The organism is Chelatococcus caeni (genome assembly GCF_014196925.1).
Lineage (GTDB): Bacteria > Pseudomonadota > Alphaproteobacteria > Rhizobiales > Beijerinckiaceae > Chelatococcus_A > Chelatococcus_A caeni.
The window spans coordinates 46,056-69,907 of the sequence record NZ_JACIEN010000007.1 but is presented as its reverse complement, the minus strand read 5'-3'; the positions used below and the strand labels follow the sequence as shown (position 1 = coordinate 69,907).

Genomic DNA, 23,852 nt, shown 5'->3' with positions numbered 1-23,852 from the left:
AGGCGCGCCGCCTCCGGGGCGGCTCGCGCCGAACCGATGGGAAACGATCGCCGGCGATCTGCGGGTGAGCCGCAGCGCCGGCGGTCCAGTCTAGGGAGACGAGACCGATATGTTGAATGATCTGAAGGGCAAGCGCGTCCTCATCACCGGCGCGAGCACCGGCATCGGCGCGGCGACGGCCGTGGAGTTCGGCCGGCTCGGCAGCCATGTCGTCGTTCACTACAATTCGAGCGAGGACGATGCCAAGGCGGTGGTCGAGACCATCCGCAAGGCGGGCGGCAAGGCCGACATGCTGAAGGGCGACGTCAGCACCTCGGCCGAGGCGATCCGCGTCGTCGACGAGGCGGCCGGCGTTCTCGGCGGGCTCGACGTGCTCATCAACAATGCCGGCGCCCTCGTGCAGCGCATGTCGCTGACCGAGATCACGGACGATTTCTACGACCGGGTGCTCGACCTCAACGTCCGCTCGGTGGTGATGGCCTCGAAGGCCGCCGTGCCGCATCTCAAGAAGGCCGGCGGCGGCACCGTCATCAACACGAGTTCGGTCGCCGCGCGCAACGGCGGTGGTCCGGGCGCGGCGCTCTACGCGAGCTCCAAGGCCTTCGTGTCGAACCTGACGCGCAACATGGCCAAGGAATATGCCGGCGACAACATCCGCGTGAACGCGGTCGCCCCGGGCGTCATCATGACCCCGTTCCACCAGCGCTTCTCGACGGCCGAGATGCTGGAGGCCATGCGCAAGACCATCGTCATGGGCCGCATCGGCGAGCCGCAGGACTGCGTCGGCGCCTATGTCTTCCTCGCCTCGCCGGCCATGAGCGGCTACCTCACCGGCCAGGTCATCGAGGTCAACGGCGGCCAGTTGATGCCCTGATGTGCCAGGGAAAAGCCGCAGGCTTTCCCAACGAGCACAAGGTAACTGCGAAGCGGCCCGGTCCGGCAGGATCGGGCCGCTTTTCTTCGGGCCAGGAGGCGGTCTCACAAAAGCTCACGCGACAGCCGCCTTGCCATCGCCGCGCAGGCGGCTTTCGCGCAGGGCGCCGGCCTCGTCGAGGATGGGGTAGGCGACCGACGTGATATGGGCGTTGATCTGTTTGAGGTCGCGCAGCACGTCGAGGTGCAGGGTGCTCGACTGGATGCTCTCGATGCGCCCTTCGCGCAGGCGCTCCAGGTGCCGCTCGGCCGACAGGCGCTCCATGTGGCGCACATCCACCTTCACCTCCACCAGCTTGCGGGCGAGATCCATGTCGCGGCTGATGAAGATGCTCTGCGCGATGCGCAGGTTCTCCAGCGTGCGCGCGTGCAGTTCCTCGATCTCGGCCATGCCCTCGCGCGAGAAGCGCAGGCCGTACTTGATCTTCTTGGCGATCATGTCGAGCAGGCTCTTGTCGATGATGTCGCCGATGTGCTCGAGGTTGATGGCGTAGGAGATGATCTCGGTCGCCTTGCGTGCATCCTCGTCGTCGAGGCCCTCGTGGCCGAGGCGCGAGAGATAGAGCTTGACCGCCTGCTGCAGCGCATCGACCTCGTCGTCCATCTTGGCGATTTCGCTCTTGAGCTTGGCGTCGTTGTTGCGCAGCGCCTCGAGACTCCTGACCAGCATGACCTCCACCACGTCGCCGATGCGCAGCGTCTCGCGCGCCGCGCAGCTCAGCGCCACCGCCGGCGTGTCGAGGGAGGACGTGTCGAGATAGCGCGGGCCCAGCCGGTCTTCCGGCTGCGGCGGCATCAGCCGCTCGGCAATGCGGGCGATGAGGCCGACGAGCGGCAGGAAGAGGAGGGCGAGCGCGATGTTGAAGGCAAGGTGCACGTCGACGGCGAAATTGCCGGTCAGCGCCGCGGCCCGGGCGAGATAGCCGTCGATGGGGCCGATGAGCGGCAGGGCGAGCAGGCAGCCGGCGCCGCGCACCGCGAGGTTGCCGAGGGTGACGCGCCGCGCGAGCGGGCCATAGCCCGCCGTGGCGAGCGCCGGCGGCACCGCCCCGCCGAGATTGGCGCCGAGGACGAGCGCGACGACGAGTCCCGCATCCATGTTGCTCGAGGCGGCCAGCGAGGCGACGAGCAGCACGATGGCGAGGCTCGACGAGGCGACGAAGGCGAGCACCGCCGCGACGAGCAGACCGATGACGGGCGCGGCGCCGAGCGCGGCGAGCAGGCTCTGCAGCGTGGGCGAGGCGCGCATCGGCTCCGTCGCCGCGCCGATGAGCTGCAGCGACAGGAGCATGAGCCCGAGCCCGATGATCGCGCGGCCGATGGCCTTGGGCCGCGAACCGTCGCTCGCCATGAAGGTGGCGACGCCGGACAGGATCAGGACCGGCGACAGCCAGTGCAGGTCGAGCGCCAGGAGCCGCGTCACCAGCGCCGTGCCCACGTTGGCGCCGAGCATGATCGCCTGCGCCATCGCCGTCGTCATCAGCTCCCGGCTGGCGAAGGAGGCGGTGATGAGGGCGGTGGCCGTGCTGCTCTGCACGGCGATGGTCGCGGCGAGGCCGGCGAAGAAGGCCTTGAAGCGGTTGGTGGTGCCGAGCGCGATCCAGTGCCGGAGGCTCGAGCCGAAGGCACGGGTGACGCCGGTCTTGACCATGCGCAGGCCCCAGAGCAGCAGGGCGCCCGCACCGAGAAGGTCGATCAGCACCAGATTCGCCGACATTCAACGCTCCCTTGCCGCCAAGCCGGCCCTGTCCAACTGCTTCGACCGGTGTTCGATCCTCCCGCCGGTGCCGGCATCTTACTGTAAGCCGGCTATTTGACCATGCTGCTCCAGCCCGCCAGGGTTGCATCCTCGAGCGGCGCATGGGCGAACCAGCAATGCCGCACGATGGTGACATGGCCGCTGTCGATCGCGGTGTTCTCGTCGCCCGGCAACAGCGTATGCGGCCGCCCGCGGCGGATGCGGCAGGTGATGCGCTCGCCGTCCTGCGTGGTCACGTCCATGGCCGCGGCGATCTTGTCGCGGCCGATGCGCGCGCCGGCGAGCGGGGCCGGCAGGTCCTTCGGCAGGTTGACCGAGATCCAGGTGCCCTCGTGGTGCCAGTCGCCGCGCGCCGCCCACAGAAGGTCGATGAGCGCCCGCACCGCGTCGCGCTCGCGAAGGCCCGTCTCGCCGCCCTTCGTGCGCGAGAAGGCGAGGGCCGGCAGGCCCCACATGGCCGCCTCGCGGGCGATGGCCATGGTGCCGGAATAGGCCATGTCCTCCCCTACGTTTCGCCCGTCATTGATGCCGGAGAGGACGAGATCGGGCGGTGTCGCCGCCATCAGCACCGACAGGGCGGCGACGACGCAGTCCGCCGGCGCGCCCGAGCAGGCATAGGTCCGCGCCTCCCGGCGCGTCAGCACGATGTCCTTGTCGAAAGAGAGCTGATGGCTCGCCGCCGTCCATTTCCGCTCCGGCGCGACGATCCAGACCTCGTCGCCGCGCGCCCGTGCGGCCTCGGCGAGAAGCGCGAGGCCGGGGGAGGCGATGCCGTCGTCGTTGGCGATGAGAACGCGCATGGAAACCTTCAGATGTCGAGGCTCGTGCCGGTCGCAAGATCGGCACGGAGGAGGGGAATGTGCGCGGCCAGGGCGCGAAGCGTCGCCGGGTCGCAGGAATGGCCAAGGACGATGCGCGCGCCGCTGGCGGCGACGATGGCGCGGTTCTCGCCGAGCGTCGGGTGGGTCGGCAGGCGGTTCCAGGCAGCGCGCCCGGCCCGCACCATCCTGTCGCCGGGGCTGCCCTTCGGCAGGTGCCCGGTGAACAGCACAGGGTGGCCCTGCCGCTCGGCGAGGGGCAGGATCGTGGCCGAGGGGCCGGACATGCCCATGCCGTCGTAGCAGAGGAGGGCGGCCTTCGGCAGCGGCTCGCCTTCCCGCCAATCGGCGGCAGCCGCGAGGCGTTCGGCGAGGCGGTCCCGGATGCCGGGGCGCAGCCATTCCTGCGCGGCGAGCTGTGCGGCAAGGGATTCGCGCATGTCGGGGGCGAGCGCGATCGGTTCGGGCAGGATGGCGAGCAGCTCCAGCGAGCGGCCGGCCAGCGGCGTCGGCAGCACGCAGCCCTGCGGATGCCGCGCCACGAAGGCGGCGACCTGCCGCGCCCGCTCGCGCGCCGGCACGTCGTCGTCGCCATAGGAGGCGTCGATGGCGATGGCGTCGCAGGGCGGCAGCGGATCCATCATGAAGACGGGGCTTTCGGGCACCACGTCGCCGCAATAGGCGAAGCGCCGCGCGCCGTCGTCGATGACGCACCAGGACCCGCCGACGATGTGGCCCGAGCGGCCGGTGGTCACGGTGAAGGGGCCGAGCGCGACGGTGCCGCGCGCCGGCAGGGTCTCGACCGCGGCCGCGCGCGCCCGCTCGCGGTCCGCCGGCGCCGCATAGCCGGCCCATGCCATGTCCGCGTCGCGCGCCGTCTCGGCGCCCATCAGGATGCGGCCGGCAAAGCCCTGCGCGATGGCCCAGCCGAGCGCCGTCACATGATCTTCATGGGCATGGGTGATGATGAGCGCATCGGTGGCCACGAGAGCGGCGGGGGAGACGCGCGGGTAATAATCCGCGTCGTCCATGCTCACGCTCGTGTTGATGCCCGCGTCGAGCATCAGGCGATAGCCCTTGCTCTCGATGGCGAGGCTCGTGCGGCCCTTTTCACCGAAGCCGCCGAGAAGGTGGATCCGCATCTGCTTCAGCTTTCGGTCGTCGCCGGCAGTACCCAGCCGTCGTGCACGGCGATGTCCACGATGTCGCCCGGGCCGTGGTGGAAGGGCTCCGGCACCTCGAGATGAACGGTAACGTCGGGCGCCCGCACGAGGCTTGCCTCGAGCCGGAAGAAGCCACCCTGGTAGACGGTCCGCACGATATGCGCTCCGAGCCCCGCTTCGCCAGGCCCGGCGATCGCAAGGTCGCGCGCCCTGAGGCACACCTTCGCATGGCCGGCCTTCTGCAGTGGTGAAGCACGCAACGAGACCTCAAGGCCTTGGATGCGGCCCTGGCAGCGGCCCTCGCTGTCCGCGGCGCCGACCTCGACGGGCAGCACCATGCCCTCGCCGATGAAGCGGGCGACGGTCTCGTTGGCGGGCTGGCGGAACAGGTCGGAGGGGGTCGCGAGCTGCAGCAGGCGGCCCCGGTCCATCACCGCGATGCGGTCGGCGAGTGCCATGGCCTCGGCCTGGTCGTGGGTGATGTAGATCATCGTCGTCGCCGTGCGCTCGTGGAAGCGGGCGAACTCGTCCTCCATCGCCGCGCGCAGGTGCACGTCGAGGTTGGCGAGCGGCTCGTCGAGCAGCACGAGCGAAGGCTCGGTGACGAGGCAGCGGGCGAGCGCGACGCGCTGGCGCTGGCCGCCGGAGAGAAGGCCCGGGCGGCGCTCGGCGAAGGTCTCCAGCCCGACGAGCGTGAGCGCCTCCTTGACGCGGCGCGTGCGCTCGGGGTCTTTCACCCCCGCCACCTTGAGGCCGTAGGCGACATTGTCGAACACGCTCATGTGCGGCCACAGCGCGTAGGACTGGAAGACGATGCCGACGCGCCGATGCTCCGGTGGCACGTGCCGGCGCGTGTCAGAGACGACCGTGTCGCCGATGCGGATCTCGCCGTCGTCGACCTGGTCGAAGCCGGCGACCTGCCTGAGCAGCGTGGTCTTGCCGCAGCCCGAAGGGCCGAGCACGGCGAGGAATTCCCCGTCCCGGACCTCCATGGAGACGGTGTCGAGGGCGCGGTAATTGCCGAAGTTCTTGGAGACCCGGTCGATGGTCAGTCGCGCCACGGCAGCACTCCCTGGGGCAGCTTGCGAGCGAAGAGAAGGGTGGAGAGCATCAGCGCCAGCGTGACGATGACCGTCAGCACCGCGAGCGCCGCCGCATAGGTCGAATCCCCGCCCTGCTCGAAGGAGAAGACGACGACGCCGAGCGTCTCGTTGCCGGACGACCACAGGAGGGCCGAAACCGTGAGCTCGTTGAAGGCGGTGAGGAAGACGAGGAGGGCGCCCGCCGTCGCCGCCGGCGCGACGAGCGGCAGGATGATGGTGACGAGCCGGCGGATGAGCCCGGCACCCGCGACCTGGGCCGCCTCTTCCAATGTGCGGTCGAGCTGGTGATAGCCGCTGGCGACCGGGCGCAGCCCGAGCACGAGGAACCGCGCCACATAGCAGAAGAAGATGATCCAGATGGTGTTGTAGAGCGAGATGCCGAGAACCGGCAGCGGCTTCAGGAAGATGAGGATGGCCGCGATGGCCAGCACCACGCCCGGCAGGGCATAGGGCAGCTCGGCGGCGAGGTTGAGCAGCCGCAGCATGCGCGAGCGCCGCCAGACGAGGAAATAGGCGAGCGGCACCGAGACGACGACGATGACGAGCGCAGCGGCAGCCGACAGCCCGAAGCTGTTGGCGAAGGCGCGTCTCGACCCCGCGTGGTCGAACATCACATAGTCGTAGTTCTCGAAGGTGGCCGTCGCGGCATTGAGCGGCACGCCGTAGCTGGGCACGAGCGAGGTGGCGAGGAGCCCGGCGAGCGGCACCACGAGGATGAGGAGGACGAGCCCCCACAAGAGGATCTCGCTCGGCAGCCGCCACCCGCGCAGCTCGAAGGGGCGCGCCGCCGTCGAGGTCGTGGTGATGCGAAAGTCGCGCCGGCGCAGCATCACGTCCTGCAGGATGATGCCGGCCATGGCGATGACGCCGATGAGGGTCGACAGGACGGCCACCTCGGAGAGGACGCCCGGGCCGAGCCCGGCGAGGCGCTGGTAGATCAGCGTCGGCAGCACGAGGTAGTTGGCGGGAATGCCGAGAAAGGCCGGAATGCCGAAATTGCCGAGGCTCGAGACGAAGCACAGCGCGATGCCGGCGACGAGCGGCGGCGTCATCAAGGGCAGGATGATGGTGCGCAGCACCGTCAGCTTGCCGGCCCCGGCGGCAAGGCCCGCCTCGATCAGCTCCTTCGGCAGGGCGCGCAGGCCCGCGCGCAGCGTCAGGAAGACGAGGGGGGCGTACTGGATGCCGAGCAGCAGGATGATGCCCTCGGCCGAATAGAGCGGGTTGCGCGTGCCGAGCGGCGGGGCGAGCCCGAGCATCTTGAGAAGAGCGCTCGACGGCCCCGTCACCTGCAGCCAGGCGAGCGCCGTGACCTGCGGCGCGATCATCAGCGGCAGCACGAAGCAGAAGACGAAGGCGTTGCGTGCCCGCATGTCGGTGAGGGCGACGAAACAGGCGACGATGCTGCCGATGACGACGGCGAGCACGGTGCCGCCGAGCGTCGTCACCAGGCTGTTGCGCACCGCCGTCCAGGTGGTCGGATCGGACAGGACCGAGCCGATCACGCCCGAGGACACGGCGCCGCCGGGCGCGATGCCCTCGATGACGAGGCGTGCGAGCGGCAGGATGGAGAGGATGGCGACGAGGACGACGAGCCCCCACAGGAGCGTGAGGTCCCCGCCGCGCATGGCCTTGGCAGCACTGCCGCTCATGATGTCCGCGACCCGTCCGGCTCAGTTGCCGAACATGTCGGCGAAGCGCTTCTTGTCCGCGTCGGTCGTCTCGACGACCTTGGCGATGTTCGTCGCCATCAGCTCGATCTTCGTGCCCTCCGGCAGCCACTCGGGATTGGCGATGCCGGCCTTGGCGGGGACGTAGCCCATGGAAGCGGCGAGCTTCTGGCCCTCGTCGGAGAGGATGAAGTCGACGAAGGCCTTGGCGGCGGCCTCGTTCTTGGTAGTCTTGAGGATGGCGACCGGCTCCGTCACCGCCGGCACGCCCTCGGCCGGGAAGACGAAATCGACCGGCGAGCCCTTGGCCTTGGCGTTGAGCGCCATGAAGTCGACGAGGACGCCATAGGCCTTCTCGCCGCTGGCGACCGACTTCAGCACGGCGCCGTTGCCGCGCACGGCCACCGCGTCATTGGCCTTCAGCCCCTCGTAGAACGACCAGCCGAGGTCGGCGTTGTCCACCATCGTGCCGAGCATGATGGCGGCAGCGCCCGAATAGAGCGGGCTCGGCATGGAGATCTGGCCCTTGTAGGAGGCCTTGGTCAGGTCCTTCCAGGACGTGGGCTTCTCGGCCGCGCCGGTGTTGTAGGCGATGCCCGTGGTGATGAGCTTGGAGCCGAAATAGGTCTTGTCGGCGTCGTAGGTCTCCTTGTCGAAGCCCTCGACCTTGGCCTCGGCGTAAGGCAGGAGGCGCCCGTCCTTCTTCAGCGCCTGCATGCTCGCCGCGTCGGCGATGAGGAGGACGTCGGGGCGCGGGTCGCCGGCCGTGAACTCGGCCGCGAGCTTGCCCATCACCTCGGTGGTGCCGGAGCGGAAGATCTCGACCTCGATGCCGGGATAGGCCTTCTTGAAGGCCTCCGTCGTCAGGCTCGCGTCCTTCTCGGGCTGCGAGGTGTAGAGCACCAGCTTGCCGGACGGCGCCTGCGCAAAGGCGGGGGCCGCGGCAAGCGCGGCGGCGAGCGCACCGGCGGCGACGAGGGTGCGGCGGGTCAGCGTGTTCATGAATTCTCCTCCCACTGTGGGCCGGGCTGCGCAGGATGCGCGAAGCCGGCATTCCTATCGTCCGGGCATATTGTTTTTGTGACGATGGATTCTTTTATATTTCCGATAGTTACCTCAGATAAGCACCTCCGGGCATTCAATGGCCTCCCTGAGGTCCGCCATGAAGCGTGCGGCGGCCACACCGTCGACGATTCGATGGTCCGACGACAGCGAGAAGGTCGCCATCGGCCTCAACACGATCTCGCCGTTGCGGCCGACCGGCATCTCCACCGTGCGGCCGATGGCGAGGATGGCGCTCTCGGGCTGGTTGATGATGGCCGTGAAGCTGTCGACGCCGAACATGCCGAGGTTCGAGAGGGTGAAGGTGCCGCCGCGCATGTCCGCCGGCTGGATGCTGCGGCTCGCCACCGCCTCGCGCAGGCGTCCGAAGTCGCGCGTCAGCTCCGCAAGGGTCTTGCCCTCCGCGCCGCGCAGCACCGGCACCACGAGATCGCCGTCGCGCTCCATAGCGATGCCGATGTTGACGGCGGCGTGCAGGCGGGCCGCATCGCCCTCGACGCTCGCGTTGAGCATGGGGTGGCGCGGCAGGATGCCGCCGACGACGCGGGCGAGAAGCACCGTGAGGCTCGGCTTGACGCCGACAGCCTTCTCGATGCGCGGGCCGACGCGCTTCAGCAAGGCCTGCAGGGCGCTCATGTCCATCTGCGCCGTCATGTAGAAATGCGGCGCGACCCGCATGCTCTCGGCAAGGCGGCTCGCGATGATGCGGCGCACGGGGCCGAAGGGGACGAGCTCGCCTTCCGCCGGCGTTTCGGCGGGTGCCCGTGCCGCGACGGGCGCCGGCGCGGCGCTCTCCGCCTGCGCGAGATGGGCGAGGACGTCCTTCTCCGTGATGCGCCCGCGCGGGCCCGAGCCCGTCACCGCGTCGATGGCGATGCCGTTGAGGCGCGCCGTCCGGCGGGCGAGCGGCGTCGCGCGGATGCCGTCCGCCGTGGGGGCGGCATGTCTACCGTTCATCGGCGCGCCCGACTCCCCTCCCCCTTGCGGGGAGGGGCTGGGGGTGGGGGTCGTGACGGAAGACGGCAGCGGCCCCTCTTGTGGCGCCACTCTGCCAACGGCGAGAGAAGTTCCCGGCGCTCCCGCCGTCGGTTCGGCTGCCTCTCCCGCCTCCTCACCCTCCTGAAAGATCCACGCCACGGGCGTGCCCACCGCGATCGGCTCGCCAGAGGCGGGCACGAGGTTGCGGATAATGCCACTCGCCGGGGCCTCCACCTCCATCACAGCCTTGTTGGTGCCGATCTCGAAAAGGATGTCGCCCTGCTTGACGGCATCGCCCTCGGCGACCTTCCAGGCCTCGATGGAGCCGGTCTCCATGTCCATGTCGACCTTGGGGAGGATGACCTCGACGGGCATCAGGCGTCTCCCCTAGCGAGCCGGCGCGCGGCGGTGAGGATGTCATCCTCCTGCGGCACGGCGGCCTTCTCCAGCACCGGGTTGTAGGGCAGGGGCACCTCGGCCCCGCCGAGGCGGACGATCGGTGCGTCGAGGAAGTCGAAGACGTCGCTCTCGGCGATCATGGCCGAGATCTCGGCGCCGATGCCCATGGTCTTCACGCCCTCGTAGACCACCATCAGCCGGTGCGTCTTGCGCACGCTCGCGGCGATGGTGTCGAAATCGATGGGGCGCAGGCTGCGCAGGTCGATGACCTCGGCGTCGATGCCTTCCTCCGCCAGCTTCTCCGCGGCCGCCGCGGCGCGCACGGCCATGATCGACGAGCCGACGATGGTGAGGTCGCGGCCCTCGCGCCGGACCGCCGCCTTGCCGATCGGCACGCGATAGTCGCCCTCAGGCACATGGCCCTTCGTCTTGTAGAGCAGCTTGTGCTCGAAGATGAGGACGGGATTGGGGTCGTCGATGGCCGACAGCAGCATGCCCTTGGCATCGTGCGGGCTCGACGGCTGGATGACCTTGAGGCCCGGGACGTGGGCGAACCACGCCTCGAGGCTCTGGCTGTGCTGCGCCGCCGCGCCGGTGCCCGAGCCGCCGGGCAGGCGCACCACCATCGGCACCTTGGCCTTGCCGCCGAACATGAAGCGGATCTTGGCCGCCTGGTTGACGATCTGCTCCATGGCGAGCGTCACGAAATCCGAGAACTGGATCTCCAGCACAGGCTTCATGCCGGTGATCGCCGCGCCGACCGCCGCCCCCGCGATGCCGAGCTCGCTGATCGGCGTGTCGATGACCCGCTCGGTGCCGAAACGATGCACCAGATCGCCCGAGACGCCGAAGGCGCCGCCGTAGACGCCGACATCCTCGCCGAAGAGGAAGACGCGCTCGTCCGCCTCCATGGCGATGGCCAGCGCCTCGCGGATGGCTTCGGCATAGGTGAGTTCGCGCACCGCGCTCTCCACGGGGGCCTCAGTCAGCGTAGACATCGCGGGTCAGGTCCTTCGGGTCCGGGTCGGGGCTCGCCTTGGCGAAGTCGAGCGCGGTGTCGATCTCCGCCTGCGCCGCCTCCTCGATGGTCATCAGCACTTCGGGCGTGAAGCGCTCGTGCGCCACGAGCTCCGCCTCGAGGCGGCGGATGGGGCAGCGGTTGCGCCAATCCTCGATCTCTTCCTTGGTGCGGTAGAGATTGCGGTCGCTCTTGGAATGGCCGCGCAGGCGATAGGTCTTGCATTCGATGAGCGTCGGCCCGCCGCCGGCCCGGGCCCGCTCGGCCGCCTCGCGCGCCACCGCGGCGACGGCGGGCAGGTCGTTGCCGTCGACGACGACGCCCGGCATGGCATAGGCCACGGCACGATCGGCGACGTTCGGCACCGCCATGGCGCGGCCGATGTCCATCGACATGCCGTACTTGTTGTTCTCGCAGACGAAGAGGATCGGCAGCTTCCAGATCGAGGCCATGTTGAGCGCCTCGTGGAAGGCACCCTCGTTGGAGGCCCCGTCGCCGAAGAAGACGACGGCGACCCGGTCGAGCTTCTGCGCCTTGATGCTCATGCCGACGCCGACCGCGATGGGCAGGCCGCCGCCGACGATGCCGTTGGCGCCGAGATTGCCGCCGTCGACATCCGCGATGTGCATGGAGCCGCCGCGCCCGCGGCAATAGCCGTTCTCCTTGCCGAAGAACTCGGCGAACATGCGCGCCGGCTCCGCCCCCTTGGCGATGCAATGGCCGTGGCCGCGGTGGGTGGAGAGGATGTAGTCCTCGTCCATCAGCGCCAGCGTCGCCCCGACGGCGCTCGCCTCCTGCCCGATGGACAGGTGCATGGTGCCGTGGATGAGGCCGCGCATGTAGCTCGCCTCGGCCGCCTCCTCGAACTTGCGGATGAGGTGCATCTTGCGCAGCACGCTCCGCATCGTCTCGTCGTCGATGGCCGCCAGCTCCGGCCGCTGGTTGGGCCGCCTGGCGGTGGTGTCAGTGTCGGCTTTCATCGCGTCATGACCTCGGTGGCTGGTCGGGTGGACGTTGGCACAGCACCCTGTCCTTCGCATTCAAACGCCGGAGGCGTTGATCCTCCCCCGTGAGGGGGAGGTGGCGCCGCGAAGCGGTGACGGAGGGGGCGATGCGGCCAACGTTGAACATGGTTCCCGGTTTCGACCCCACCCGTCTCGCGCCTTACGGCGCGATCCACCCTCCCCTCGAGGGGAGGGATCAACCCCCCGCGTCTCCGCATCACCGCCCCTCCAGCCCGGCGACGAAGGCGTCCTGCTCCTTGCGCACCTTGGCGATCATCAGGCTCTCATCGGGCGCGCAGTTCTCGTAGGTGAGATACTCGCCCTTGCGCACCGGTCGGGTGACCTTCGCCCCTTGCGCGAGGCCGATGGGCAGCGCCTTCAGCGAGAGCGCATCCGCCCGGGAGAGGGCGATGCCGCGGTAGCAATATTCGCCGATGGCATCGAGCGTCTCGCCCGCGGTGAGGTCGCGCTTGGCGATGGCGCCGACTTCCGCGCTCGGCACCGGCAGCGGCCGCATCAGGCTGCGGCCGTAGATGACCGCGTTCGCCGCCGACAGCGGCACCTCGATGCTGGTGAGATGATAGGGCCGGTAGAAGGTGTAGTAGGGCCCTTCGCCGAGGTGCAGGTCCTCCATCCGCTCGCGGATGCGCGGATGGCGCATCTCGGCGATGACGAAGACCCCCGGCGCGACGCCGCGCGCCACCGAGAAATCGACGACGCCGCGGCGCGACAGGAGGCCCCCGTCCTCCTGCGGGCACAGCACCTTGTGAAGCTCCTCGCGCGGCGCGGCGGGCCCGTGCATGCCCGGCCGGTCCGGCACCAGGCCGGCGGCATTGGCGACGGCGACCATCTCGACCATGGTCTTCGAGCCATCGACGAACTCCACCAGCATGCGCGGGTTCATGTTGCGCCGGTGCGCCTCCTCCTCGTAGGCGTCGGGCGTGGCATCGAACTTCAGCGGGTTGTTCTTGCCCTTGCCGGCGGCGACGACGGGATAGCCGAGGCTGCGCACGAAATTGATCAGCTCCATCGTGCAGCAGGGCTCGTCGCCGGCGGCGAGCGTGTAGACGACGCCCTTCTCGTCGGCCTTGGCCGCCAGATAGCTGCCGATGGTGATGTCCGCCTCGACGTTCATCATCACGATGTGCTTGCCGGCGGCGATGGTGGCGAGCGCGACCATGGCCCCGACATTGGGATTGCCCGTCGCGTCGATGACGACGTCGACGCCCTCGGCGGCGCAGACCGCCTCGTAGGACGGGGCGACCGCGAGGCGGCCCTCGGCGATCGCCGCCGCGACCTCGCCCGGGCTCGTCGCGGTCTTCGGCTGCCGGGCGCTGCCGCCGGCGATGGCGCAGGCCTCGCTGACCCGCTCGGCGATGGCATCGGCCGCAGCGACGATCTCGATGCCGGGCATCTGGGTCGTCTGCACCACGATGTCGGTGCCCATCTGGCCGACGCCGATGAGGCCGACGCGGACCGGCCGTCCCTCGCGCTCGCGGCGCTGGAGGGCGTCGATGAGGGAATCGTCACTGGCACGCCCCGCAGGCGCTCTGGTGTCCATGGGCTGTTTCCCCTCTCCACGGCGGTTCCGTGACATGCCGTGATCGGCACATTTGTACATTGCAACGAACATAAATTCATGAACGATTGCGCGTCAAGCGGGATGCGATGTACGCCGCGCGCTTGCCTCCCGGGGCGCTTGCGGTCACTGTCGCGGCCGATTGGATGATTGGGAAAATCGTTGCCGATGCGTGCCGAGAAGCTTGCCCGCCAGGAGGTTCAGCCCTCGTCCGACATGAAGGTGCGGGCGGCCTGGCTCTATTATGTCGAGGGCCTCACGCAGGAACAGATCGCCCAGACCATGAACATCGGGCGCATCAAGGTCGTGCGCCTCCTGGCGGCGGCACGCGAGGAGGGGCTGGTCCGCATCCGCATCGAGGCCAAGGGCGCCGAGCAGATCGCGCTGGAGCGCCGCCTCGTGCGTGAGCTCGGCCTCGGGGAAGCGATCGTGGTGCCGGCGGCCGCCGACGAGGCCGACACCGCGACGCTCGTCGGCCACGCGGCCGGCAGCTATCTCAACGACCAGGTGCGCGACGGCATGTCCATCGGCATCGGCTGGGGCGCCACCCTGCACATGAGCCTCAAGGCCCTCGGCAACGGCCGCTACGACAATCTCTCCGTCATCTCGCTCATGGGCGGGCTCACCCATTCGCGCACGATCAACCCGTCCGCGGTGGCCCGGCGCGTGGCCGATGCCTTCGGCGCCGAATGCTACCAGCTGACGGCGCCGATCTTCGTCGCCAATGAGGCGGTGCGGGCGCTCCTCTGGGAGGAGCCGGGCCTGAAGGAATTGCTCGACAGGGCCCGCCGCGTTGATATCGCGCTCGTCAGCGTCGGCAACGTCAGCGAGGAGGCGACGCTGTTCCGCCAGGGCCTCCTGCCACGCTCGCAGCTCGAGAGCCTGCGCAAGGCCGGTGCTGTCGGCGACGTGCTGTGCCATTTCCTCGATGCCGAGGGCAATGTGGTCGACCATCCCTTCAACCGCCGCATCATGGCGATCGACCTCGACGACATCCGCCGCATCCCCAAGGTCGTCGTCGCCGCCGGCGGCTACAGCAAGGTGCGCGCCATCCGCGCCGCGCTGAAGGCGACCTCGGCGAGCGTCCTCGTCACCGACGAGCCGGCAGCGCTGGGGCTGCTCGAGGGCTGAAGGCGGATAACGCCATCGATTCCGGGCGTCCTTATTCCGGACAGTCGCGACACGTCAGTCCGCCCTTCACACCTGGCGCACCCTCGTGCCCCGGACGCGCCGCAGCATGAAATGATGCGGCGCAGAGCCGGGACCTATTCATGCGGTGCCTTCGGCAGGTTCATGTGCTGGTTTCCGGGTCGCATTCCGCTTCGCTGCATGCGCCCGGGAAACGAGGTTGCTTTCGGTTGCGGCGGCGTGAGGTCCGCCCAACTGCCGACTGCCGACTGCCGACCGCCACATCAAACACATTGACGATCGTAGAAACAAATGTACACTCATTTGTGCAAGACACGAACAAACGTGCGGCATAGGGGAGGAACGCATGAATTTCTGGCAAAGCGCGCTTCTCGTTCTCGGCGTCCTGTGGGCGCTGCAGAGCCTCGGCACCTACCTGCAGATGCGCCACTACCGCCGCGTGCTCGGCGACATCACCACGCGCTGGGCCGACGGCTATGTCGGCGTCGGCGTCGCCAAGGCGAGCTTCGGCCGCGGCGTCATCGCCATGCTGGTCGTCGGGGCAGACGATCTGGTGCGCGAGGCCCTCGTCATGGAAGGGCGCAGCGTCTTCGCCAAATTCGTGCCCCTGCCGGATCTGACCGGCATGCCGGCCGCCGAGCTGCGTGTGGGCACGCCCTTTGCCGGGGCCGCCAACCGGGCCGCCGCCTTCCGCCAGGCGCTGGAGCAGGTCGATCGCCTGCGCACCGGGCGCGCCGAGGCGCCTGGGCCCGGCCGCGTGGCGCGGCCGACCCCGGCCGTCGCCTGACGCCAGGTGCCGGGAAGCCCTCGGCGGCGGTCGCCGCGAGGGATCGATCAAGCAAGGCAAAATGTCTGGGGAGGGTGAACCATGTTGGAATGGCTGGCCGGAGGCGCCGAGGCCTTCATCGGCGTGTTCAACGAGGGCGGGAAGGTCTTCATCGCCTTCGTCACGGGTATCCTGCCGACGCTGATCGTGCTCCTGACGGCGGTCTACGCCATCATCGAGCTCGTCGGCGAGCAGCGCGTGCACAAGGTGGCGCGCTATGCGGCGGGCAATGTCTTCACGCGCTACACCATCCTGCCGCTGCTGGCGGTCTTCTTCCTCACCAACCCGATGGCCTACACCTTCGGCGTTTTCCTGGAGGAGAAGCACAAGCCGGCCTTCTACGATTCGGCCGTGTCCTTCGTGCACCCGATCACCGGCCTCTTCCCCCATGCCAATCCGGGCGAGCTCTTCGTCTGGCTCGGGGTTGCTGCCGGCATCACCAAGCTCGTCGAGAATGGCACCGCGCCGTTTTCGCTCGCCAAGCTCGCGCTCTTCTACTTCGTCGTCGGCCTCGTGGTGATCCTGCTCAAGGGCATCGTCACCGAGTGGATCACGAAGATCATCGCGCGCCGCGAAGGCGTGACGCTCTGAGCCGCCGTGCTCGTGACGCGAAAGAAGGAGCACGGACATGTCGGACAGGCAGTTCAAGGCCGTCAGGATCGAGCGCGGCGCGCGCGGCTGGGGCGGGCCCCTGGTCATCCAGCCCACCACCGAGCGTGACAAGGTCGTCGCCGTCACCGGCGGCGGCATCCCGGAGGTCGCCCGGCGCATCGCCGAATTGACCGGCGCGACGGCGGTCGACGGTTTCACCGCGCCGCCGCTCGAAAGCGAGATCGCCGTCGTCGTCGTCGATTGCGGCGGCACAGCCCGATGCGGCGTCTACCCGCGCAAGCGCATCCCGACGGTGAACCTCACGCCCGTCGGCCAGTCGGGGCCGCTCGCCCAGTTCATCACCGAGGACATCTATGTCTCCGGCGTGACGGTGGATTCGATCCGCCTCGCCGACGGCAGCGAGGCGGCCGCGCCGGCCGCCGCAGGGGCGCCGCCGGCGGGCGCCAACCCCTTCGCCGCGCCGGCCGGGGCGGCCATGCCGGCGGCGGAATCGGGCAGCCTCGTCGGCTTCATCACCGGCATCGGCCGCTCCATGGGCCATGTCGTCGGCGTCCTGTTCAACAGCGGCCGGCGCTCGATCGACCAGGTCATCCGCAACGTCCTGCCGTTCATGGCCTTCGTGACGATGCTCATCGGCGTCATCAACGCCACGGGCATCGGCAACTGGCTGGCGCACCTGCTCGAGCCGCTGGCGGGCAACATCTTCGGCCTCCTGGTGCTCTCGGCCATCTGCGGTCTGCCGTTCCTGTCGCCGGTGCTCGGGCCGGGCGCGGTCATCGCCCAGGTCATCGGCGCGGCCATCATCGGCCCGGCCATCGGCAACGGCACCATTCCGCCCGCCATGGCCCTGCCGGCGCTGTTTGCCTACAACACCCAGGTCGGCTGCGACTTCGTGCCCGTGGGCCTCGCGCTCGGCGAGGCAAAACCCGAAACCATCAAGATCGGCGTGCCGGCGGTTCTCCTGAGCCGCCAGATCATGGGACCCGTTTCCGTGGTCATCGCCTGGCTCGCCAGCTTCGCGCTCTGAAGAAAAAGGAGATCCGCCATGACGCAGCTCTATCGCACGGTGATCACGACGATCGGGCCCGATGTGGCGGATCTCGCCGAAGGGGGCGTCGTCATCCTCTTCGCCGAGGGGGCGCCGCCGGAGCTCGCGGAAGTCGCCGTGCTGCACCGGGCTGAGGGGGAGGCCGGCGCCGCCCCCGCCCCGGGCGACGTGCTGCGCATCGGCGGGCGGGACTTCGCCATCACCGCCATCGGCGAGACGGCGTGGAAGAAGGTGGCCGACATGGGCCATGTCGTCTTCAATTTCTCGGGCGTCGCGAGCCCGGACCGTCCGGGCGAGATCTGCCTCGAGGAGACGCAAGGGGCGGCCGTGCTGCCGCTGCTCGTCCCCGGGGCTGCCATCGAAATCCTGGCGAGGGCCTGAGCGATGGCAGGGCAGGCAACCGTGGAGCAGGTGATGGACGTCGAGCGGACGGCGGTCGTGCGGCTGGAGGAAGGGCTGCACGCGCGTCCCGCCGCGCGCGTGGTGCAGTTCGCCAAGGGCTTTTCGTCCGACATCGAGATCGTCAAGGGTGGGCGCTCGGCCAATGCCAAGAGCACGGTCAAGCTCATGCTGCTGGCCGTCAAGGAGGGCGACGAGATCGTCATTCGCGCCCGCGGCGAGGATGCCGAGGCCGCCGTCGAAGGCCTCGCCGCCATCGTCGCCGGCGAGGCGGACGATCCGGCCCGGGAGGCCGCGCAGACGGTCCCGCCAGAACATGTGCCTGCCCCGACGGTGGCGCAGGAACCTGCGGCGCCGGGAGAACTCGTCGGTGTCGCCGCGAGCGAGGGCGTGGCCGTCGGCCGGGCCTTCGTCTATCTGCCGCGCGAGCCGCAGCCGGAGCGCGGCCGCATCGCGGCGCAGGAGGTGGAGGCCGAGACGCTGCGCTTCCGCCGCGCGGTGGAGACCGTCTGCGCCATGCTCGAGCGCAAGGCCGACAACGGCGATGCTGCCGCCGCGACCGCTGCCGACATCATGGCGGCGCTCAAGGACGTCGCGCAGGATCCCGAGTTCCTCACGGCCGTCGAGGCGCGCATCGGCGCGCAGGAGGATCCGGTCGCGGCGGTGCTCGCCGTCGGCGCGGACCTTGCCGAGCGCTTCACCCACATCGACGACGCCTATTTCCGCGCCCGCGCCGAGGATGTGCGCGGCGTCGCCCGCCAGGTCGCGAACGTGCTGCTCGGCCGCGACGAGATCGACCTTGCGGCGCTCGCCGAGCCGGCGATCCTCGTCGCGGGGCACCTGAGCGCGCTCGATCTCGCGCGCCTGCCGCTGCGCCTCCTCGAGGGGCTCGTCACGACCGAGGGCGGGCCGACCTCGCATATCGCCATCCTCGCCCGCTCCTTCGGCTTTCCCGCTGTCGTCGGCGTCAAGGCCGAGGAGGCGGCGCTGCGCTCGGCGCAGACGGTCGCCATCGATGGCGGCCGGGGCGTTGCCGTCGTCAATCCCGATACGGCCGTCGCGGCCGCCTATGCTGCGCGGCTCGAAAAGGCGAAAGCCGAGCGGCGTGCGCTCGCCGCCTTCACCCATGTCGCGCCGAAGACGCACGACGGGCGCGCCATCGAGGTGGCGGCCAATCTCGGCTCGGAGGCGGAGATCGACGGCGCCCTCGGCTTCGGCGCCATGGGCGTCGGCCTCTTCCGCACCGAGTTCCTGTTCATGCACGGCAAGACCCTGCCGAGCGAGGACGAGCAGTTCCGCATCTATGCGCGTGTCGTGAAGGCCTTCGACCCGCATGCGGTCATCTTCCGCACGCTCGACATCGGCGGCGACAAGGCCCTCCCCGGCATCGCGCCCGAGCGGGAGGAGAACCCCTTCCTCGGCTGGCGCGGCATCCGCATGTGCCTCGACCGGCCGCATCTGCTGAAGCCGCAGCTGCGCGCCATCCTGCGCGCCGCGGCCGTGGGGACGGCGCGCGTGATGTTCCCGATGGTGACGGATATCGCCGAGGTGACGGCGGCGCGGGCGCTCATCGAGGCCTGCCGGCAGGAGCTCATGGACGAAGGCCGCGAGGCCGGCCCGCTCGAGGTCGGCATCATGGTCGAGACGCCGGCGGCTGCCCTGTGTGCCGCGACGCTTGCCCGTGAGGTCGACTTCTTCTCCATCGGCACCAACGACCTGACGCAATATACGATGGCGGCGGACCGCACCAACGCCCGCCTTGCCCATCTCAACCGGGCCGACCATCCCGCCGTGCTCGCCATGATCGAGATGACCTGCCGGGCCGCGCGCGAGGCCGGCATCAAGGTCGGCGTCTGCGGCGAGGCCGCCGGCGAGCCGGACATGATCCCGCGGCTCCTCGGCTGGGGCGTGAGCGAGCTCTCCATGAGCCCCTCGCTCATCCCGCGGGCCAAGAAGATCGTCAGCGAAACGTGATCGGACCGGGCGCTGAGGCGCCCGGCCTCAAAGGGCTCTTCCCCTGACTGGAAAGCCCGCCGGAAAGCTTCCGGCGGGTTCTTTTTTGGGGCGGAGGAAGGATTCGTTGCGAATGCCCGAGACGGGCGCGAAGTGGGCCTTCGCGTTCAAAACTCGGCATAGATCTCGATAATGTTGTCCTCGGGATCGCGGAAGAACAGCGTGCGGTGACGCCACTTGGGCAGGTCGGTCGGTTCCCGCAGGATGGCCACGCCTTTGCCCGCCAGTTCCTCATGGCAGCGATCGACGGCATCCAGCGGCACGCGGAAGGCAAGCTGGACCGCCGCCGAGCCTTGCGGCCGTGGGCCATCATCGCAGAGGGACCACGGCCCGCGAGGACGAAGCGTGAGCAAGGTCGAGCCGACTCGAAAGCTGACCCAGTTTTCTTGATCCTCGGCGATCTCGAACCCCATCACATCGCCATAGAAGGTTCGGGTCTCCTGCATCTTGCTGCAAAGGATGACCATGTAGTCGAGGTTCGCGATCCCGCCGAGGCTCATCATCGTCTCCACTTCGCCTGGAGACGCTATCAAAGCGACCGGCTAGGCACCACCAGTCCCACCGTCGCGTTGGGTGGCGGGCCCGCTACGTATCTGGTCTTCCCTTCCCGCAAGAGAAGCGGAGAACATCACCCCCGCAGCGCCGCCTCGATCTTGTCGAGCACCTCGGCCTTGCCGATGCCGGTGAGGAAGGCGAGCGTGGTGATGACCGGCTTGTCGAGGTCCGGCGGCACCGGTGTCGTCGAGACGACGAGATCGACGTCGTCGATCAGGCCCGGCACCTCGGTCGCCTTGCACTGGCGGATGTCGACCGCGATGCCGCGCTCGCGCATCTCCTCCTCGATGGCATTGGCAACGACGGTCGACGTCGCGACGGCCGTGCCGCAGGCGACGAGGACGACTTTGGTCCTTGGCATTCTTCTTCCTCCCGTTCCTGTCAGGCGATGCTGGTCGCCGGGGGCGGCAAAGGCAAGGCGGACCTTTCCGCGCCCCCCGCGTCAGGCTCCCAGCACTGCATAGATTTCGTCCGGCGACGTCGCGGCGGCGAGCGCCGCGAGCGCTCCTGGCCGCTGGATGAGCTCCGCGACCTCGCGCAGCATGTCGATCTGCGCGTCCTTGTTGTCGAGCGCCAGCATCATCACGACGCCGACGGGGATCTCCTCGTCCGGATCGTCCATGCTGCCGAAGCCGACGGGCCGCGCGAGGGTGGCAAGCGCAAGCGACGGCTTCACCACGTGCTCCGGGTCCGTATGCGGCACGGCGACGTTGACGGCGCCGCCGAGCGGCAGGCCGGTCGGCATGCTTGCCTCGCGTGCAAGGACGGCGCCGGCGAAGCTCGGCCGCACGCGGCCGAGGGCGGCAAGGCGCCCGGCGAGCAGGTCGATGACGTCACGGTTCGATGTGGCCTCGACCCCGAGGCAGATCGCCTCGGGGTCGAGATGCCGGGAAATACTGTCGTGCATGGGGCCTCGTCACTCCGCGGGCGTGGCGGCGGGGGCTTTCGCCGGTGCCGGCGCGGGGTCGTCGCTGCCGGCGAGCCGCTCCCAGGCGGCCGGCCGGCGGTGGAAGGCGATGAAGCAAAGCGCGATCACCGCAAGCAGGACGAGGAGCCCGACGATGCCCAGCCCCGCCACCGCCTCGACGACCACATAGGACACCCACAGGAAGCCGTCGACGATGCTGGTGATCTGCGTCGTGCCCTCCGGCAGCGCGAAGCCGGCGGCGACCGCGGCACTGGTGAAGAGCGGCGCGAGCCCCGTCGCCACGTAGAAGCCGACCGCGAGCGTGATGGTGCCGATGATCACCATGCGCAGCACGTTGCCGCCGACGACCGGCGCGGCCATGGCGACGAGGAAGGGGATGACCGCGAGATCGGCGAAGAGGATGACGCGGTTGCCGGGCAGGATGATCGACAGGACGATGGCGATCGGCACCAGGATCAGCGCGCTCGAGATGGCCGCCGGATGGCCGATGAGGATGGCCGAATCGAGCCCGACGAGGATCTCCCGGTCGCCGGCGCGCTTCTGGACGAAAGTCCGCGCCGCCTCGGAGACGGGGATGAGCCCCTCCATCAGGATCTTCACCATGCGCGGCAGCAGGAACATGACCGCGGCGAGGTTCATGCCGGTCTGGAGCACCTTGCTGACCACCGTCGAGGCGTCGCCGGCGTCGTAATAGCCGATGGCGCCGAGCACGAGGCCGATGGCGAGGCCGAGGATGACGGGCTCGCCGAAGACGCCGAGCTTCTTCTGGATGACGTCGGTGTCGAGGTTGATCGCGTTGAGGCCGGGGATGCGGTCGATCACCCAGTTGACGGCGATGGCGATGGGCAGGATCTGCGCCGAGGCGAGATGCGGCACCGATACGCCGGGGATGCCGTAGAAGCGCTGCACGGCCTTGGCCGTCCAGTCGGCGAAGAGGAGGGCAAGCGCCGCCATCAGCGCCGCCGCGACGAGGCCGTAGAAGAGGCTGCCGGTGGCCGCGACGACGAGCGAGCCGATGAAGGCGAAGTGCCAGAAGTTCCACACGTCGACATTGAGCGTGCGCGTCATCCGCGTCATCAGCAGCAGCACGTTGACGGCGATGCCGATGGGGATCACCCACAGCCCGACCGAGGAGCCGAAGGCAATCGCCGCCGCGGACGGCCAGCCGACGTCCACCACGTCGCGCGTGATTCCGGTGTTCTTCACGATCGCCTGCGCCACGTCGCTGAGGCTCGTGAACATCAGGCCGATGACGAGGTTGATGCCGATGAAGGCGACCCCGATGGTCACGCCCGCCCGGAAGGCGCGGCCGGGCCTGGCGCCCAGCACGACGGCGATGATGAAGATGACGATGGGGAGCAGAACGGTCGCTCCCAGGGAATCGACGACGGTCTTGAGACCGCTCAGCAGCCCATCCATGACCTTTCCTCCGGCGGCGCCGTCGTTCCGCTGTTGCGGCGGGCGCCGTTGTTATGGCGTTGTCCTGCGAGGCGCATGAGGGCGCCTTGCGTCCCTGGTCCCGTCCGGCGGCGGTCGCGGGCCTTGGCGGCCTCTCTCGTGACATCCGGCGCCGGCTTGCACGCAGTGCTTCGTCGGTTTTCGGTGATATGAGCTGGCGGCGAAGCGTCTGAACAATCGTGCGCTGCGTGCACACAAGTTCATGATGTCAGCCTTTTTAACTATCGTCAATTCGTGCGATCTGTGCACGATCGTGCAGAAAAGGGAGGAACGATGAGCGAGGCGGGGCGGGGCGATCAGGACCTCATGGTGCGTGCGGCGTGGCTTTACTACGTCCACGGCAAGGGCCAGGAGGAGGTGGCGCGCGACCTCAAGATCTCGCGCTTCAAGGTCACGCGCATGCTCGCCCAAGCGCGCGAGGCCGGCATCGTCAAGATCTCGATCCAGCACGAGACGAGCGAGACGCTCGCCCTGGCCGACTGGCTCGCCGCCCGCTACGGCCTTGCCGAATGCATCCTGACGCCGCCGTTCGACGAGCAGACGGGAAGCCTCGACGACGAGACGGCGGACCGGCTGGCGCGGCGCGGCGTCGGTCTGGCCGGCGCCAACTACCTGACGCGGCGGCTCCTCGGCACGCCGCGGCTCACCATCGGCGTCGGCTGCGGCCGCACCGTGACGGCGGTGGTCGACGCCTTCACCGCCTTCCCCAAGCAGAACGTGCGCTTCGTCTCCGTCATCGGCTCGCTGACACGCGACGTGTCGCTCAACAATTTCGAGGTCGTGCGCCTCGCCGAGGCCTGCAGCGGCGAGGGCTATTTCCTGCCCGCGCCGCTTGTCGTCGACGAGGCGGGCGATCTCGGAGCGGTGCTGCGCCAGCGCCCGGTGCAGGCGTCGCTCGCTTTGGCCCGCGAGGCCGATTTCCACCTCATGAGTTTCGGCGACTGTTCGCCCGATGCCTTCCTCTTCCGCCACGGGCTGCTCTCGCCGGCCGACCTTGCCGAGCTGCGCGCCGCCGGGGCCGTCTGCGAGCTCGCCGGCAAGTTCTTCGACCGCGAGGGCCGGCTGGTGGAGTGCGGCGTGAACGCCCGCACCATCGGCATCGCGCCGGAGGATCTGCGGCGTACCGAGGTCGTGATGCTCGCGGCGGGACGCTCCAAGGCCGATGCGTTGCAGGCCGTGCTGAAGACGGGCGTCGTCAACCGTCTCATCATCGACGGCGAGCTCGCCGGCCGGCTCGTCGCCGCGATGCCGCTGCGGGAGAGGCGTTAGGAAACGACGGCGCCATCAGTTCCCCATCCACGCCGGGCGCTTGTGTTTGAAGATGCGAAAACAGGGCGCCTGCTCGCGATCCACGCGGGTGCCAGTATATTGTAGTAAT

At 69.2% G+C, this 23,852-nt stretch carries 21 protein-coding genes and 1 pseudogene; 8 read left to right on the top strand and 14 right to left on the bottom strand.

Annotated features, from left to right (window positions below):
• The first annotated feature begins 109 nt into the window (after window positions 1-109).
• The gene (locus GGR16_RS21925) at window positions 110-874 is read left to right on the top strand and encodes an SDR family NAD(P)-dependent oxidoreductase (protein WP_019401614.1); all 765 of its coding nucleotides are present in this window, start codon (window positions 110-112) and stop codon (window positions 872-874) included.
• Between the two features lie 114 nt (window positions 875-988).
• Here the strand turns inward: GGR16_RS21925 and GGR16_RS21920 are convergent, their stop codons facing one another.
• From GGR16_RS21920 to GGR16_RS21875, 10 genes are all read right to left on the bottom strand, one after another.
• On the bottom strand, window positions 989-2,650 hold the full coding sequence (locus tag GGR16_RS21920) for a Na/Pi cotransporter family protein (protein WP_183318165.1): 1,662 nt from the start codon (window positions 2,648-2,650) through the stop codon (window positions 989-991).
• A 92-nt stretch (window positions 2,651-2,742) separates the two neighbouring features.
• Complete coding sequence (surE, locus tag GGR16_RS21915; protein ID WP_183318163.1) at window positions 2,743-3,492, bottom strand: 5'/3'-nucleotidase SurE; 750 nt, start codon at window positions 3,490-3,492, stop codon at window positions 2,743-2,745.
• An 8-nt stretch (window positions 3,493-3,500) separates the two neighbouring features.
• Window positions 3,501-4,652 carry an MBL fold metallo-hydrolase gene (locus tag GGR16_RS21910; RefSeq protein WP_183318161.1) on the bottom strand — a complete coding sequence of 384 codons (1,152 nt, stop codon included), beginning with the start codon at window positions 4,650-4,652 and terminating at the stop codon, window positions 3,501-3,503.
• 5 nt (window positions 4,653-4,657) lie between these two features.
• Window positions 4,658-5,734, bottom strand: a complete 1,077-nt coding sequence (locus GGR16_RS21905; protein WP_019401618.1) for an ABC transporter ATP-binding protein — start codon at window positions 5,732-5,734, stop codon at window positions 4,658-4,660.
• Window positions 5,722-7,428 (bottom strand): ABC transporter permease, encoded by a 1,707-nt coding sequence (locus GGR16_RS21900; protein ID WP_019401619.1) that lies wholly within the window; start codon window positions 7,426-7,428, stop codon window positions 5,722-5,724. Before GGR16_RS21900 ends, GGR16_RS21905 begins: the two co-directional genes overlap by 13 nt.
• A 21-nt stretch (window positions 7,429-7,449) precedes the next feature.
• Complete coding sequence (locus GGR16_RS21895; RefSeq protein WP_183318159.1) at window positions 7,450-8,448, bottom strand: ABC transporter substrate-binding protein; 999 nt, start codon at window positions 8,446-8,448, stop codon at window positions 7,450-7,452.
• A gap of 114 nt (window positions 8,449-8,562) precedes the next feature.
• Entirely contained in the window at window positions 8,563-9,861 is a 1,299-nt protein-coding gene (locus GGR16_RS21890) for a dihydrolipoamide acetyltransferase family protein (RefSeq protein WP_183318157.1), read from the bottom strand.
• Window positions 9,861-10,859, bottom strand: coding sequence for an alpha-ketoacid dehydrogenase subunit beta (locus tag GGR16_RS21885; protein ID WP_343059924.1), 999 nt, complete (start codon window positions 10,857-10,859; stop codon window positions 9,861-9,863). The genes GGR16_RS21890 and GGR16_RS21885 overlap by 1 nt, the downstream gene beginning before the upstream one ends.
• Window positions 10,860-10,866: 7 nt before the next feature.
• The gene (locus GGR16_RS21880; RefSeq protein WP_183318154.1) at window positions 10,867-11,883 is read right to left on the bottom strand and encodes a thiamine pyrophosphate-dependent dehydrogenase E1 component subunit alpha; all 1,017 of its coding nucleotides are present in this window, start codon (window positions 11,881-11,883) and stop codon (window positions 10,867-10,869) included.
• A 241-nt stretch (window positions 11,884-12,124) separates the two neighbouring features.
• Complete coding sequence (locus tag GGR16_RS21875; RefSeq protein WP_210289670.1) at window positions 12,125-13,468, bottom strand: NAD(P)H-dependent oxidoreductase; 1,344 nt, start codon at window positions 13,466-13,468, stop codon at window positions 12,125-12,127.
• A gap of 186 nt (window positions 13,469-13,654) precedes the next feature.
• On the opposite strand from GGR16_RS21875, the gene GGR16_RS21870 reads away from it, so the two are divergent.
• From GGR16_RS21870 to ptsP, 6 genes and pseudogenes are all read left to right on the top strand, one after another.
• Window positions 13,655-14,617 (top strand): sugar-binding transcriptional regulator, encoded by a 963-nt coding sequence (locus GGR16_RS21870; RefSeq protein WP_055460328.1) that lies wholly within the window; start codon window positions 13,655-13,657, stop codon window positions 14,615-14,617.
• 364 nt (window positions 14,618-14,981) lie between these two features.
• Window positions 14,982-15,422 (top strand): transcriptional regulator GutM, encoded by a 441-nt coding sequence (locus tag GGR16_RS21865; protein WP_019401115.1) that lies wholly within the window; start codon window positions 14,982-14,984, stop codon window positions 15,420-15,422.
• A gap of 111 nt (window positions 15,423-15,533) precedes the next feature.
• Window positions 15,534-16,052: pseudogene (srlA, locus tag GGR16_RS21860) on the top strand (PTS glucitol/sorbitol transporter subunit IIC); the annotation flags it as partial.
• A gap of 37 nt (window positions 16,053-16,089) precedes the next feature.
• Window positions 16,090-17,100, top strand: coding sequence for a PTS glucitol/sorbitol transporter subunit IIB (gene srlE, locus GGR16_RS21855; RefSeq protein ID WP_183318152.1), 1,011 nt, complete (start codon window positions 16,090-16,092; stop codon window positions 17,098-17,100).
• A gap of 18 nt (window positions 17,101-17,118) precedes the next feature.
• A complete protein-coding gene (locus GGR16_RS21850) occupies window positions 17,119-17,502 on the top strand; it encodes a PTS glucitol/sorbitol transporter subunit IIA (protein WP_019401413.1) in 384 nt (127 codons plus the stop codon).
• A 3-nt stretch (window positions 17,503-17,505) separates the two neighbouring features.
• On the top strand, window positions 17,506-19,494 hold the full coding sequence (gene ptsP / locus GGR16_RS21845; protein ID WP_246373245.1) for a phosphoenolpyruvate--protein phosphotransferase: 1,989 nt from the start codon (window positions 17,506-17,508) through the stop codon (window positions 19,492-19,494).
• A 146-nt stretch (window positions 19,495-19,640) separates the two neighbouring features.
• Here ptsP and GGR16_RS21840 read toward each other — a convergent pair whose 3' ends face one another.
• From GGR16_RS21840 to GGR16_RS21825, 4 genes are all read right to left on the bottom strand, one after another.
• A complete protein-coding gene (locus GGR16_RS21840; protein WP_183318150.1) occupies window positions 19,641-20,036 on the bottom strand; it encodes a VOC family protein in 396 nt (131 codons plus the stop codon).
• 125 nt (window positions 20,037-20,161) lie between these two features.
• A complete protein-coding gene (locus tag GGR16_RS21835) occupies window positions 20,162-20,449 on the bottom strand; it encodes a PTS sugar transporter subunit IIB (protein ID WP_019401410.1) in 288 nt (95 codons plus the stop codon).
• An 81-nt stretch (window positions 20,450-20,530) separates the two neighbouring features.
• Complete coding sequence (locus GGR16_RS21830) at window positions 20,531-20,995, bottom strand: PTS sugar transporter subunit IIA (protein WP_019401409.1); 465 nt, start codon at window positions 20,993-20,995, stop codon at window positions 20,531-20,533.
• Window positions 20,996-21,004: 9 nt separating this feature from the next.
• The gene (locus GGR16_RS21825; RefSeq protein ID WP_019401408.1) at window positions 21,005-22,435 is read right to left on the bottom strand and encodes a PTS galactitol transporter subunit IIC; all 1,431 of its coding nucleotides are present in this window, start codon (window positions 22,433-22,435) and stop codon (window positions 21,005-21,007) included.
• A gap of 312 nt (window positions 22,436-22,747) precedes the next feature.
• Between GGR16_RS21825 and GGR16_RS21820 the strand changes: the two genes are divergently transcribed.
• Window positions 22,748-23,743 carry a sugar-binding transcriptional regulator gene (locus tag GGR16_RS21820; protein WP_019401407.1) on the top strand — a complete coding sequence of 332 codons (996 nt, stop codon included), beginning with the start codon at window positions 22,748-22,750 and terminating at the stop codon, window positions 23,741-23,743.
• Window positions 23,744-23,852 lie beyond the last annotated feature (109 nt).